This is a genomic window from Actinopolymorpha sp. B9G3 (assembly GCF_040120725.1).
In the GTDB taxonomy this organism is placed as follows: domain Bacteria; phylum Actinomycetota; class Actinomycetes; order Propionibacteriales; family Actinopolymorphaceae; genus Thermasporomyces.
Genome location: NZ_JBEEAB010000003.1, coordinates 190,728 through 203,904, shown reverse-complemented (window position 1 = coordinate 203,904; position 13,177 = coordinate 190,728). Strand labels below are relative to the sequence as shown.

Below are 13,177 nucleotides of genomic sequence, written 5' to 3'. Positions count from 1 at the left end.
CGGGTGCGCATCACCAGAAGGATCGCCGCGTTCCTGCTCGTCGTCGCCGCGTGGAATGTCGTGACCTATGCCGTGTTCATCCGTAACCTCGCCGCGACCGAGGGCCGGCCGACCGGGTTCTATGTCGCGCACACGGTTCTCATCGTGGTCAATCTTGCGATCGCCGTGGTGCTCGCCATCCTTGGCTGGAGGGCTTGGCGAGCTGAGCGACGGCGGGACCCGGCGAGCTGAGCGGGCGCGTCACGCCTCGGACGTCGCGCCCGGTATCTCGAGTGTGTTGCCGCCGGAGACGACGACCACGACGGTCGTACCGGCGGCGGGGCGCACCACACCGCAGAACAGGCTCGCGAACGCGGTCGCACCACCGGGCTCGGCCAGGATCCGGCAACGCTCCCACAGGAACTCCCGCGCCGTCACGATCGCGTCGTCCGGCACAAGTGGCGGAGTGATGCCCCGGCTCGCGGCAACCTCGTAAGCGATCCGGCCCGCGGTCGCGGCACCCATGCTGTCGGCCGCCACCCCACCCACCTCGCCCTGAACGGGTCCGCCGGCTGCCAGTGCCGCGTGGAGGGTGCGGCAGCGTTCGGGCTCGACGGGGAGCACCATCGGGCCGCCATCGAGGGCGAGAGCCACACCGGCGAAGAGTCCTCCGCCGCCGCACGACACCAGCACCTGGTCGGCGTCCGGGACCTGGTCGGCGAGTTCGAGACCGAGCGAGCCCTGCCCGGCGACCACTTCGGAAGCGTCGTACGCATGAACCTCGGTGACCTGCCGGTCGGCCGCCCACTCCCGGCTCGCGGCCAGGGCGTCGGGGTAGTACCCGTCCACGACGACGACAGTGGCGCCGTAGGCCGCGATCCGGCGCGCCTTCACCGGAGGGGACGTCGCGGGTACGAAGACCTGCGCGGGTACGCCTGCCCGGCTCGCTGCCCACGCCACTGCCGCACCGTGGTTGCCGCCGGACGCGGCCACGACACCGCCGACGGGGACCGACCGGGTGAGCAACGTGTTGAGAGCGCCACGGGCCTTGAACGAACCCGTGTGCTGCAGAAGTTCGAGCTTGAGGACGACCCGCGCTTTTGTGCCAAGGTCGCCGCCATCGATCTCCATGACCGGCGTACGCCTGACATGCGGCGCCAACCGTGTGGCGGCAGCGCGAAGATCATCACGACTTGGTGACACTACGAAATCAGGCGCTCTCATATTGCTCCCAGGATTGCGGAATGATCGGGTCGACACAAACGGCATCTGAACTGGGCGTACTACTCTGACGGCACCATGACTCGGGACTTCCGTACTCGTTGTCGTCGTGCCACGCGCACCGCCGCCGTGGCCGTCCTCGCCACCCTGATCTCGCTCAGCGTGGTCACGCTACCCGCGACCGCCCAGCCGGTCGTACCCCTCGCCCCCGGCACTCCCACAGCCAAGCCCAGCGCGAGTCCCGACGCGACGGAGTCGCCCGAACCCGGCGGCCGCGAGGCGAGCCCGTTCCAGGGCCCCGTCGGTGGTGAGTCCCTCGCCGAGCTCGACAAGGTGATCGTCGATCCCGACGCGGCAAAGGAACCGCCCGACGTCGACGTCAAGTCCTACGTCGTCGCCGACATCGACACCGGCGAGATCCTCGCGGCCAAGAACCCCCACCTGCGGCTGCCCCCCGCGAGCACACTCAAGACACTCACCGCACTCACCCTGCTGCCCAGGTTGGACAAACGCGCCCGCTACACCGCTGTCCGCGCCGACGCGGACATGGAGGGCAGCAAGGTCGGTCTGGAAGCCGACCGCATCTACACGATCGACCAACTCTTCTACGGCCTCTTCCTTCCGTCGGGCAATGACGCCGCCAACGCGCTCGCCAACGCCAGCGGCGGCATGGATACCGCACTCGGGCTGATGATGGACGAAGCCGCCCGGCTCGGCGCGTACGACACCCACGTGGTCAACACCAGCGGGCTCGACGAACCAGGTCAGGTGTCGTCGGCCTATGACCTCGCGCTCTTCGCGCGGGCCGGCCTGGAGCGGCCGGACTTCCGCAAGTACGCATCGACCCTGCGCTACGACTTCCCCGGGCGGAACGGCAAGACGTTCCAGATCCAGAACCTCAACGACCTGATGACGGAGTACCCAGGCGCCATCGGCGTCAAGAACGGCTACACGACCAAGGCGCACCACACGCTGATCGGCGCCGCCGAGCGGCAGGGCCGGCGCCTCGTCGTGTCGTTGATGCGTACCGACAGCCCGTCCTGGGAGAAGGCGGCGGACCTCCTCGACTGGGGCTACTCCGTTGCCGGCGACATCACCCCCGTCGGCACCCTCGTCACCGCCAAGGATGTCACCCAGGCGGTCGAGGCCCAGACGGCGGCGCTGACCCCCACAGCCGGACCCAACACCGCCCCGGCGGAGGCACCCACGGCCGGCGCCGACGGGGCGACCGGAGCACCGACCGTCGGTGCGGCGCCACCGGTCGACACCACGGTGGCGGTGCTTCCACGAGCGCTGCAACGCCTGCCGCTGTGGATCTGGGCGGCCCTGGTGCTGTTCATCGTGCTGGCCAGCATGCGGGTCTACGGCTACGTCCGTTCCCGACGCCAGTCCGACGCCCGGACCCGCGCCGTCGCCCGCGGCTAGCTGGCCGCCCGACGCCGCCCGCGGTAAGCAGACCACCTGACGTCGTGGCTCCCGCGACGGCGTGGCCGCGCGCGGGGTCCCATGATCATGAAAGAATGTCGCGTATACGCCGCAATGCCTTCATGATCACGATCATGATCACGGGGTCGTGGTGGGGTCGTCGGGGACGGGGGTGGGCCTCTCGGGGGTTCGCTCGTCCGGAGGCTGCTCGTCGGGAGTGGTGACGGCCCAGGCGGCGCCGAGGACCGCCAGCCGGGAGAAGTAGTTGATCCACACCAGCAGCGCGACCATGATCGCGAAGGCGCCGTACAACGGGTTCCTCGTCACGAAGCCGATCACGATGCTCGCCAGCTGCTTGAGCACCTCGAACCCGATGGCTGCCAGCAACGCACCCCCCAGGATCGCCCGGCCGGACACGTCGTGCCGGGGCAGCACCCGGTAGATCACGAAGAAGAGCAGGACGCTCGCCGCGACCCCGACCAGCAGCGCGCCCACCCACAGCAGCGCCCCCGCTCCGGGCACGCCGCGGAGTCCCAGCAGGTCGAGGATGATCTCGGTGAACCCCGTCACCGCCGTGCCCACTCCGACCGATGTGACCAGCACGATGCCGACGACCACGAGCACCAGGAGGTCGTAGGCCTTGCCCTTGACCAGTCCACGCTTGCGTTCCGGCGCGGACTCGAACACCGCCTGCAGGGACGTACGCAGCGCCGAGACCCAGCCGAGCCCCGAATAGAGCAGGACAAGGAGCCCGATCACGCCGACATTCGCCTTCTGGCGGGCGATCGCCTGGACGTCGATCTGGTTCGGTGCGTTCCCGATCATGCCGGGGAACGTCTGCACCAGTGCCGACGTCACCGCCTGCTCCACGCCCGGGATGAAGGCGACCCCGAAACCGACCGCGGCGAAGCACAAGGCGACCAGCGGGAAGAACGACAGGAACGCGAAGTACGTGACGGCGGCCGCCAGCTGGGTACCCATCACCGCCGAGTAGTGCTCGACCGCCCGCACGAGATGGTCGAGCAGGCCGGAGCGCGCCCGGGCCCGCTCAAGGACCGCCCGCAGCCGGTCCTTGATCCGCTCCAGGTTCACGTCCTATCGCTACCCGGGATCGGGCGGTGGATGCGGACCGGGAAGGGGCCCGCCGAGAGCGAAGTCCCGCTGCGGCCGCCACACCGAGTCGGCGCCGTGTTCGAAGAGGCTGAACGCCTCCACGGTGAAGGCGCATTCGTAGAGGTCGAGTGCTTCGTACGCCTTCGTCAGCATGTGGTCGGGCAGGTCGTGGGCGATGGTGACGTGCGGGTGGTACGGAAAGGCGAGCTCCCGCGTGAGAGGCCCGCTGCGAATACCGGTGGCGAGGCGTTCGCACGACGAGATGCCCTCGGCCACTGCGACGAACACCACCGGCGAGACGGGACGGAAGGTGCCGGTGCCGTGCAGCCGCATGTCGTACGGACGGGCCGACTCTGCCACCGCGAGAAGGTGCCGTTCGATCGCCGGCATCTCCTCGTCGACGAGCCGCGTCGGCGGGAGCAACGTGACGTGGGTGGGGATCGCCTCGGCCAGTGGATCACCGAGAGCCGCTCGCCAGCGCTGAAGTTCGCCGCCGTACGGCTCCGGGATCGCGATGGCGACGCCGATCGTGCGCACGCGCGACCACCTATCGTTTCGAGGGTACGAATCCGATGCGCTCGTACACGGTGCGCAGGGTGTCCACCGCCGTGTCCCGGGCGCGGTCGGCGCCGCGGGCGAGGATGCCGTCGAGGGTCTCACGGTCTTCGAGAAGTGCCAGCGTGCGCTCCCGCAAGGGTGTCACGAACTCCACGACCGCATCGGCGACGTCCCGCTTGAAGTCGCCGTAACCCTTGCCGGCGTACGCCTCCTCCAGCTCGGGGACGGGCCGGCCCGTCAGGGCCGAGAGAATGCTGAGCAGGTTCGACACGCCCGGCTTCTCGTTCTCGTCGAAGCGGACCTCGCGGCCGGAGTCGGTGACCGCGCTGCGGATGCGCTTGGCCGACACCGCCGGATCGTCGAGCAGTTCGATGATGCCGCCGGGCGCGGACGCCGATTTGCTCATCTTGGACCTGGGGTCCTGCAGGTCGTAGATCTTCGCCGTCTCGGCGAGGATGAACGGCTCCGGCACGACGAACGTCTCGCCGAAGCGGGCGTTGAAGCGTTGTGCCACGTCGCGGGTGAGCTCGAGGTGCTGACGCTGGTCCTCGCCGACCGGAACGGCGTTGGTGCGGTGGAGCAGGATGTCGGCGGCCATGAGGACCGGGTAGGTGAAGAGGCCCACCGTTGCGCTCTCCGCGCCGCCGCGAGCCGTCTTGTCCTTGAACTGTGTCATCCGGCTGGCCTCGCCGAAGCCGGTAAGGCACCCCAGGACCCAGGCGAGCTGGGCGTGCTCGGCGACGTGGCTCTGGACGAAGAGCGTGCACCGCTCCGGGTCGAGACCAGCGGCCACGAGCTGGGCCACCGAACGCAGCGTGCGCTCCTTCAGCAGAGCCGGGTCATGGCCCATCGTGATCGCGTGCAGGTCGACCACGCAGTACAGCGCGTCGGAGGTGTCCTGCATCGCCACCCACTGCCGGACGGCGCCGAGATAGTTGCCGAGGTGGAACGAGTCAGCGGTGGGCTGGATGCCCGAGAACACGCGCGGTCGCGACATGCCCAAGATTGTGCCAGGGCTCGATCCGCCATTGATCCGCGAGTCCACCCGGTCAACCCGAACCGGCCCTGTCCGCGGCCGCCACCTGGGCCCGCGACCCGGCCGCCGCCCGGGCCGGCGGCGCGGCCCCCGCCCGGGGCCCCGCAAATGACCACGCTGCCCATGCCAGTGGTCGCGAAACAGGTGCCGACGCCGTGTCCGGGTACCAGAGGCCTGCTCAGCGTGGTCATTTACCGGCCGGCTCGGCGGGCGGCGCGCGCGGCGAGACTCCCGACAGCTGAGGTCACTCGGCGGTCGGCGCCCCTGCGGCGGGGCGGGAGGCGGCCGGCTCGGGCGCGGCGTCCGGCGGGCGCGGGCTGAACCGCAACCGGGCAACCCTGCGGCCGTCGAGTTCGATCACCGTGAACAGGTGCCCCTCGAACTCCACCTGCTCCCCCACCGACGGCAGATGTCCCAGCCGGGCGATGACGAACCCGGCCACGGTCTCGTACGGGCCGTCCGGAACGCTGATCCCGGTCTCGTCGGTGAAGTCGTCGAGCCCCAGCCGGCCCTCGACCTCGACGTCGCCGGAGACCAGCCGGCGTGACGAGGCCTCGGCCACCGTGTCGTACTCGTCCCGGATGTCGCCGATGAGCTCCTCGACCAGGTCCTCGAGGGTGACGATGCCGGCCGTCCCGCCGTACTCGTCGAGCACGATCGCGAGGTGCTGGCTGGTCGAACGCATCTCCGACAGCGCCGTCAGCAGCCGCTTCGTGCCGGGCAGCAGCAGCACCTCCCGCGCCAGGTCGCCCACCCGCACCGACCGGGTGGCGACCTCGGGGTTCAGCAGGTCGCGGACGTGGACGAAGCCCACCACGTCGTCGGCGTCACCCCGCATGACCGGGTAGCGCGAGTGCGGCCGGTCGCTGACCATCTTGACGGTCTTGTAGACGGGGATGTCGGCGTCGAGGAAGTCGACCTCGGTCCGAGGCAGCATCACCTCGCGCAGCTGCCGGCTACCGGCGGCGAACACCTCATCGACGATCGCCCGCTCCTCCTCACCGAGGGTCTCGTGGGCGGAGACGAGCTCGCGCAACTCCTCGTCGGACATCTGCTCGCGGCCGACGTTCGGGTCACCACCAAGCAGGCGTACGACGACGTTGGTGGACTTGGACAGGAACCAGATGATCGGCCGGCACAGGCGCGCCACCCGGTGGATGAACGGGCCGAGCGCCATCGAGAAGGTTTCGGCGTTCTGCAGAGCCAGGCGCTTGGCGGCCAGCTCGCCGAGGACGATCGAGACGTACGACACGGCCACCGTGATCAGGACCAGCGCCACCGGCTCCGAGGCGCCACCTGGCACCCCGATCCGTCGGAGCACCGGCGCCAGGTCCGAGGACAGGTTCGCGCCCGCGAACGCCGAGGCGAGGAAGCCCGACAGCGTGACACCGATCTGGACCGAGGACAGGAACAGGTTCGGGTCCCGGGTCAGCTGTGCCACCCGCTCGCCGCGCCGGCCGCGTTGGGCCAGAGTCTTGACCTGACCCTCCCGGAGGGACACGAGCGCCATCTCGGCCGCGGCGAAAACACCGCCGATGAGGACGAAGATCAGCGCGAGTCCGATGTTGGCCAGGACGCCGTTCATGTGCTGGTCACCGCCTGCTCAGTGGCGCAGGCTGCCGGTATGGGAGCCGGGACTGCTGGTCTTCGCCATGGCCCAAGAGTATGAGGCGCCGCACGGCGCACGGTAACGAACCCTTCTGGGAGTGGCCCGGCAGGATGGGATCTTGTGGAGCTTCTAAGGTTTCTCCGACGTATGCGGGACCGGATCGGTTTCGTCGCGCAGAGCCGCGCGGATTCGTCGGGGAGATTCGTCGTACGCGATGTCGCACGAGTGTCGCGAGGACCTCGTGCCTCGGACCGGTGGGGAGATTTCGGGCAGGCATGAAGAAAACGACCACCCGGCTGGCTGACGGACGCGAGCTGATCTACTTCGACGAGACCGACGGCGCGGACCGGTCGGCCCTCGACCTGCGGGACCTTCCGGAGCGTGCCGGCGGATCGGAGCTTCGCTACGACGCGGTCCTCGACGAGTGGGTCGCGGTCGCCGCGCACCGGCAGGGCCGGACCTTCCTGCCGCCGGCTGACCAGTGCCCGCTGTGCCCGTCGCGCCCGGGACGGCTGACGGAGATCCCGGCGAGCGACTACGACGTGGCGGTGTTCGAGAACCGGTTTCCGTCGTTCGGCCTCCTGGGTCCCCCCGACGCGGTGATCAGCGCGGCGGCCGGCGCGGGCGGCGGCGTGCCCGAGGTGGACTCCGAGGCGCCCGACCCCTTCGCGCGCCGGCCGGGTGTGGGTCGGTGCGAGGTGGTCTGCTTCACCGCGGAGCACGGCACGGGGTTCGGTTCGTTGACGCCGACACGCGTGCGGACGGTCATGGAGGCCTGGGCCGACCGCACCGCCGAGCTGAACGCCATGCCGGGCGTCGAGCAGGTGTTCTGCTTCGAGAACCGCGGCGAGGAGATCGGCGTCACGCTGCACCATCCGCACGGCCAGATCTATGCCTATCCGTTCGTCACGCCGAGGACGCGGCGGATGCTGGCATCGGCCCGGGCGTACGCCGCCCGGACGTCGGGGAATCTCTTCGACGATTTGCTGGCCGCTGAACGTGCCGAGGGGATACGGGTCGTCGCCGAGACCGACCACTGGACGGCGTACGTGCCGGCGGCCGCGCGCTGGCCCGTCGAGGTGCAGCTCCATCCGCGTCGCCGGGTGCCCGACCTGCCAGCCCTCACCGATGCCGAACGCGACGACTTCGGGCCGCTCTACCTCCAGTTGCTGCGTGCGCTGGACGGCTACTTCGGGGTCCGGGGTCGTCCCCGGGAAAGCACTGTCGGGGACCAGGACCGCCCTCGGGAACGCACCGCTCAGGAAGGCATTGCCGACGACCCGCTGCCCTACATCGCTGCCTGGCACCAGGCGCCGACGCGAGCCGGCCGTGATCTCATGTCCCTTCACCTGCAGGTGTTCTCGATCCGCCGCGCGCCCAACAAGCTGAAGTACCTCGCCGGTTCGGAGTCGGCGATGGGTGTCTGGATCAACGACGTACGACCGGAAGACATCGCCACTCGGCTGCGGGAGTCGCTGTGAAGTTGCTCGTCACCGGAGGCGCGGGCTACATCGGCGGGATCGTCACCGCGTTGCTGCTCGAGGCCGGCCACCACGTGACCGTGCTCGACGACTGCTCGACCGGTCATGCCGACGCGGTACCGGCCGGCGCGGGTTTCGTGCAAGGTGGAATTGACAGTGCCGGTGACGTGCTCGATCCGTCGTACGACGGGGTCCTGCATTTCGCCGCCAAGTCTCTCGTCGCGGAGTCCGTGCGGCACCCGGATCGCTACTGGCGGGGCAATGTCGGTGGTTCGTTGGCGCTGCTCGACGCGATGCGCGCACACGGCGTTCGACGGATCGTGTTCTCCTCGACCGCGGCCACCTATGGCGAGCCGGCGACGATGCCGATCACCGAGGACACCCCACCGGTGCCGACGAATCCCTACGGTGCTTCGAAGTTGGCCGTCGACCGGATGCTCGAAGGTGAGGCCCGTGCCTACGACCTGGCCGCGGTGAGCCTCCGTTACTTCAACGTCGCGGGGGCCTATGGCCAGCTCGGTGAGCGACACGACCCCGAGACGCACCTGATCCCGAACCTTCTCGCGGTGGCGGCCGGCGAGGTCGAGCAGGCGAAGGTGTTCGGCACGGACTACCCGACCCGCGACGGAACCGCCGTCCGTGACTATCTCCATGTGGTCGATCTCGCCGACGCCCACCTGCGGGCCCTCGACGCCGCGGCGCCCGGCCGCCACCTGGTGTGCAACCTGGGCACGGGCGCGGGTTCGACGGTGCAGGAAGTGCTTGAGGCCGTACGCCGGGTCACCGGGCGGCCGGTCCCGGTCACCGAAAACCCACGCCGGCCAGGTGATCCGCCCGCCCTGGTGGCGTCGAACGAGCGGGCGAGGAGCGAGCTCGGGTGGTCCCCGCAACGCGGCCTTGACACGATGGTGGCCGACGCGTGGGCCTTCCGGCAGGGACTGCCGGAAGCGCCCGGCGGAAGCGCGGCTGCGGGAGGGAGTGCACGGTGAACCTGCGCGAGAGGTTCGAGGAGACGTTCGGACACGCGCCCGACGGCGCGTGGGTGGCTCCAGGACGGGTCAACCTGATCGGTGAGCACACCGACTACAACGACGGCTTCGTCCTGCCGTTGGCGTTGCCACACAGTGTCGTGGCGACCGTGGCGAAACGCGACGACGGCCTGCTCCGCGTGGCATCCCAGCAGGCCGATGGGCGGGTCGAGACCCCCGTCGACGGGTTGGCGCCGGGCAAGGTCGACGGCTGGGCGGCCTATGTCGCCGGTGTGGTGTGGGCGCTGCGGGACGCGGGCTACGACGTCGCGGGCATGGACATCCTGGTCGACGGTGACGTCCCGCTTGGCGCCGGTCTGTCGTCCTCGGCGGCCCTGGAATGCGCGACCGCACTCGCGGCCGTCGACCTGCACGATCTCGCGGTCGAACGCGCGGCGCTCGCGAGGATCGCGCAGCGCGCCGAGAACGCGTTCGTCGGCGTACCGTGCGGCATCATGGACCAGTCGGCGGCGCTGCTCTGCACCCGCGACCACGTGTTGTTCCTCGACAGCCGGTCACTCGACACCGCACAGGTGCCGTTCTCCCTTGCCGTCGAAGGCCTTGCCCTGTTGGTGATCGACACCCGCGCACCGCACCGGTTGGTCGACGGAGAGTACGCCGTCCGCCGGCGTACGTGCGAGGATGCTGCCGCGACACTGGGCCTGTCCGCGCTGCGCGACCTCGACGACCCCTCCCGCGACGGCACCGCACTCGACGAGGCGTTGGAGCGCCTGCCGGATGAGGTCGTACGCCGCCGGGTGCGCCACGTGGTCACCGAGAACGACCGGGTACGCCAGACCGTCGAGCGCCTGCGCACCTCGTCCGCGCGCGAGATCGGCCCACTGCTCACCGCGTCGCACGCCTCGCTGCGGGACGACTACGAGGTGACGGTGCCCGAACTCGACACCGCCGTCGACGCCGCACTCGACGCGGGAGCGCTCGGGGCCCGGATGACCGGCGGCGGCTTCGGCGGCTGCGTCATCGCGCTGGTGGAAGCCGACGCGGCGGAGGCCGTCGCCCAGCGGGTGGCGACGGCGTTCTCCGCGGCCGGGTTCACAACGCCCGCGTGGTTCGTCGCGGAGGCGTCACCCGGCGCCCGCCGGCTGTCCTGAAGGCTGCCCACATGTCGGCCTGCTGCGCACCCTCCTCCGGCGAGGCACGCGGAGAGACCCCCATCGGTCGCGACCACTTGGCCCCGACCACCGCGACGTCCACCGGTCCGGTCGAGTTGCCTTTCACTGTGCCAGCGCGCGACCCGCGCGACATCGCCCGCGGGATGGTACGGATCCCGGCCGGTACGTTCGCCATGGGCGGCGACGACCCCGACGCGTTTCCCGACGACGGCGAAGGCCCGGTGCGCAGCGTCCGACTCTCTTCGTACCTCCTCGACGCGACCGCCGTCACCAACCGGCAGTTCGCGGCGTTCGTCAAGGCCACCGGCTATGTGACGGAGGCGGAGACGTTCGGTTGGTCGTTCGTCTTCCATCTCTTCGTCGGTGCCGTGGGGCGCCGGCATGTCATGGACGCGTCGGTGCCTGGTGCTTCGTGGTGGCTCGCCGTCGAGGGTGCGAGTTGGCGGGCACCCGAGGGCCCCGGCAGCGACGTCGCGCGGCGGCCGCAGCACCCGGTGGTCCACGTGTCGTGGCTCGATGCGTACGCCTATGCCCGCTGGGCCGGCAAGCGCCTGCCGACCGAAGCGGAATGGGAATGTGCCGCGCGGGGTGCCCTCCCGCGAGCGAGGTACGCGTGGGGCGACGACCTCACCCCGCGCGGGCGGCACCGCTGCAACATCTGGCAGGGCAACTTCCCGCGGGTGGACACCGCCGACGACGGGTTCTCCGGGACCGCACCGGTCAAGTCGTACGCACCGAACGGGTTCGGCCTCTACGAGGTGGCCGGCAACGTGTGGGAATGGTGCGCCGACTGGTGGAGCACCGACTGGCATGCCGCCGAAGCGCCTGCGACGCGGATGGACCCCGTCGGGCCGGGCTCCGGTGACGCGCGGGTCATGCGCGGCGGCAGCTACCTGTGCCATGCGTCGTACTGCAACCGCTACCGCGTCGCCGCCCGGACGAAGAACACCCCGGACAGCTCCGCCGGCAACCTCGGCTTCCGCTGCGCCGCCGACCCCCTCTGAACATGGCGTCGCCTCGGATTCCATGATCATGAGGGAGAAACCGGCCACTCGGCGAGGCGAGAGTGCCCGATTTCTCTCTCATGATCATGGAAGAGTGCCGGCAGCCCGGCTCTCGCAGAGGATCGCGCTCTGCAGGCCGGGTGTGGATCCGAAAGGAGCGTTGTGACCCAGCATCGACTCGACCCGAGTCCGGATACCGTTACCGACGTCCTCTCCCGCGAACTCTCGCCGGTGCTCACGGTGGACCCGGGGGATTCCGTTGTCGTTCGTACGCTCAACGCCTCTGGTCATCTGGAGCGCCAACGCACACCAGGCGAAACGCGCCCGACGATGCACACCGACCGGCGCGGCCACTGCCTGGCCGGACCGATCTTCGTCCGCGGGGCGGCGCCCGGGATGATGCTCGGCGTCCACCTGGTCTCGCTGCGGCCGGACGACTGGGGCTTCACGGTCGCCGGCGGGCGCGACACCCCGCTCAACCGGCAGTTGGGCGTCGCGGGCGGCGAGCCCGCGTGGCTGCTGTGGGAGCTTGATGCCGAACGGTGCCTGGGTACGAACGATCGGGGCCACACGGTCGCTCTCGCGCCGTTCCTCGGCCTGATCGGCCTGCCGCCCGACGAGCCGGGCGAGCACTCCACGATCCCTCCGCGGCCAGCGGGTGGCGGCAACATCGACTGCGGGGACCTCGTGGCCGGCTCGACGCTCTACCTGCCCGTCACCGTTCCGGGCGCGCTGATCTGCCTTGGCGACGGGCATGCGGCACAGGGCGACGGGGAGGTCGGTGGTACGGCGATCGAGTGCGGCATGACCACGCACGTCGAACTCACCCTGGCCACGGATCGGCCGCTGCCGACGGTGCATGCGGAGACACCGACGAGTTGGGTCACTTTCGGCTTCCATGCCGATCTCAACCAGGCGATGGTCTCGGCGCTGGACGACATGCTGGGGTGGATGGGTACGGCGTACTCCCTCGGCAAGGCGGAGGCGCTCGCGCTCGCCAGCACCACGGTCGATCTGCGCATCACTCAGGTGGCCAACCAGACCTGGGGCGTGCATGCCGTGCTGCGCCGCGACGCCGTACGCTGAGATCCTGGTCGACGGCCGGCTCCCCAGTCGGGACGGGCGAAAACGCGTGGCCAGCCGGCGGCATGGCGCAGCAGAATCGCCGGCATGCGCCACTGGCTCGTTGGTACGCAGGAAGTCGGCGCCAACGACTTCGCCGCCGTCCGCGAGGTGCGCACCGGCTCCTGGGTGGGCAGACGGCACCACCGCCAGGGCATCGCCACTCAGATGCGGGCCGCCGTCCTTCATCTCGCCTTCGCCGGCCTGGGTGCGGAGTCGGCAAGGTCAGAGGCATTCACCGACAACCCGGCGTCCTTGGCGGTGTCGCGCAAGTTCGGCTACGAGCCAGACGGAACCTCGCTCCGCGCGCGTCGCGGCGTACGCGCCACGCAGCAACGGCTGCACCTCACCAGGGAGCGCTGGGAACGGTTCCAGACGGGTCCGGCGGGAATGCCGGTGTGGATCGACGGGCGGGAGCCATGCCTACCGCTCTTCGGCTTGGAAACAGCGACCGAGCCGAACACCTGA

13 protein-coding genes are annotated in these 13,177 nt (G+C 70.1%); 8 read left to right on the top strand and 5 right to left on the bottom strand.

Annotation, left to right across the window (positions count from 1 at the left end):
* The first annotated feature begins 3 nt into the window (after positions 1-3).
* Complete coding sequence (locus tag ABNF93_RS07175; RefSeq protein WP_349326905.1) at positions 4-231, top strand: SCO4848 family membrane protein; 228 nt, start codon at positions 4-6, stop codon at positions 229-231.
* 9 nt (positions 232-240) lie between these two features.
* On the opposite strand, the gene ABNF93_RS07170 is transcribed toward ABNF93_RS07175, so the two are convergent.
* Positions 241-1,203, bottom strand: coding sequence for a threonine/serine dehydratase (locus ABNF93_RS07170; RefSeq protein WP_349326904.1), 963 nt, complete (start codon positions 1,201-1,203; stop codon positions 241-243).
* Positions 1,204-1,278: 75 nt separating this feature from the next.
* Here ABNF93_RS07170 and ABNF93_RS07165 point away from each other — a divergent pair, with 75 nt between their 5' ends.
* Positions 1,279-2,625, top strand: coding sequence for a D-alanyl-D-alanine carboxypeptidase family protein (locus ABNF93_RS07165; RefSeq protein ID WP_349326903.1), 1,347 nt, complete (start codon positions 1,279-1,281; stop codon positions 2,623-2,625).
* A gap of 138 nt (positions 2,626-2,763) precedes the next feature.
* Here ABNF93_RS07165 and ABNF93_RS07160 read toward each other — a convergent pair whose 3' ends face one another.
* The 4 genes from ABNF93_RS07160 to ABNF93_RS07145 all read right to left on the bottom strand — a co-directional run bounded on the left by ABNF93_RS07160 (position 2,764) and on the right by ABNF93_RS07145 (position 6,917).
* Positions 2,764-3,717: a YihY/virulence factor BrkB family protein gene (locus tag ABNF93_RS07160; RefSeq protein ID WP_349326902.1), complete on the bottom strand. Its 954-nt coding sequence runs from the start codon at positions 3,715-3,717 to the stop codon at positions 2,764-2,766.
* A 9-nt stretch (positions 3,718-3,726) separates the two neighbouring features.
* Positions 3,727-4,275 (bottom strand): 2'-5' RNA ligase family protein, encoded by a 549-nt coding sequence (locus ABNF93_RS07155; RefSeq protein ID WP_349326901.1) that lies wholly within the window; start codon positions 4,273-4,275, stop codon positions 3,727-3,729.
* Between the two features lie 10 nt (positions 4,276-4,285).
* Entirely contained in the window at positions 4,286-5,293 is a 1,008-nt protein-coding gene (gene trpS / locus ABNF93_RS07150) for a tryptophan--tRNA ligase (protein ID WP_349326900.1), read from the bottom strand.
* Positions 5,294-5,576: 283 nt separating this feature from the next.
* Entirely contained in the window at positions 5,577-6,917 is a 1,341-nt protein-coding gene (locus ABNF93_RS07145; protein WP_349326899.1) for a hemolysin family protein, read from the bottom strand.
* A gap of 299 nt (positions 6,918-7,216) precedes the next feature.
* Between ABNF93_RS07145 and galT the strand changes: the two genes are divergently transcribed.
* From galT to ABNF93_RS07115, 6 genes are all read left to right on the top strand, one after another.
* On the top strand, positions 7,217-8,422 hold the full coding sequence (gene galT, locus ABNF93_RS07140) for a galactose-1-phosphate uridylyltransferase (protein WP_349326897.1): 1,206 nt from the start codon (positions 7,217-7,219) through the stop codon (positions 8,420-8,422).
* Positions 8,419-9,411 carry a UDP-glucose 4-epimerase GalE gene (galE, locus tag ABNF93_RS07135; protein WP_349326896.1) on the top strand — a complete coding sequence of 331 codons (993 nt, stop codon included), beginning with the start codon at positions 8,419-8,421 and terminating at the stop codon, positions 9,409-9,411. Before galT ends, galE begins: the two co-directional genes overlap by 4 nt.
* A complete protein-coding gene (galK, locus tag ABNF93_RS07130; protein WP_349326895.1) occupies positions 9,408-10,562 on the top strand; it encodes a galactokinase in 1,155 nt (384 codons plus the stop codon). The genes galE and galK overlap by 4 nt, the downstream gene beginning before the upstream one ends.
* Before the next feature lie 128 nt (positions 10,563-10,690).
* Positions 10,691-11,587: a formylglycine-generating enzyme family protein gene (locus ABNF93_RS07125; protein ID WP_349326894.1), complete on the top strand. Its 897-nt coding sequence runs from the start codon at positions 10,691-10,693 to the stop codon at positions 11,585-11,587.
* A gap of 162 nt (positions 11,588-11,749) precedes the next feature.
* Positions 11,750-12,673 carry an acetamidase/formamidase family protein gene (locus ABNF93_RS07120; RefSeq protein ID WP_349326893.1) on the top strand — a complete coding sequence of 308 codons (924 nt, stop codon included), beginning with the start codon at positions 11,750-11,752 and terminating at the stop codon, positions 12,671-12,673.
* An 84-nt stretch (positions 12,674-12,757) separates the two neighbouring features.
* The gene (locus tag ABNF93_RS07115; RefSeq protein ID WP_349326892.1) at positions 12,758-13,177 is read left to right on the top strand and encodes a GNAT family N-acetyltransferase; all 420 of its coding nucleotides are present in this window, start codon (positions 12,758-12,760) and stop codon (positions 13,175-13,177) included.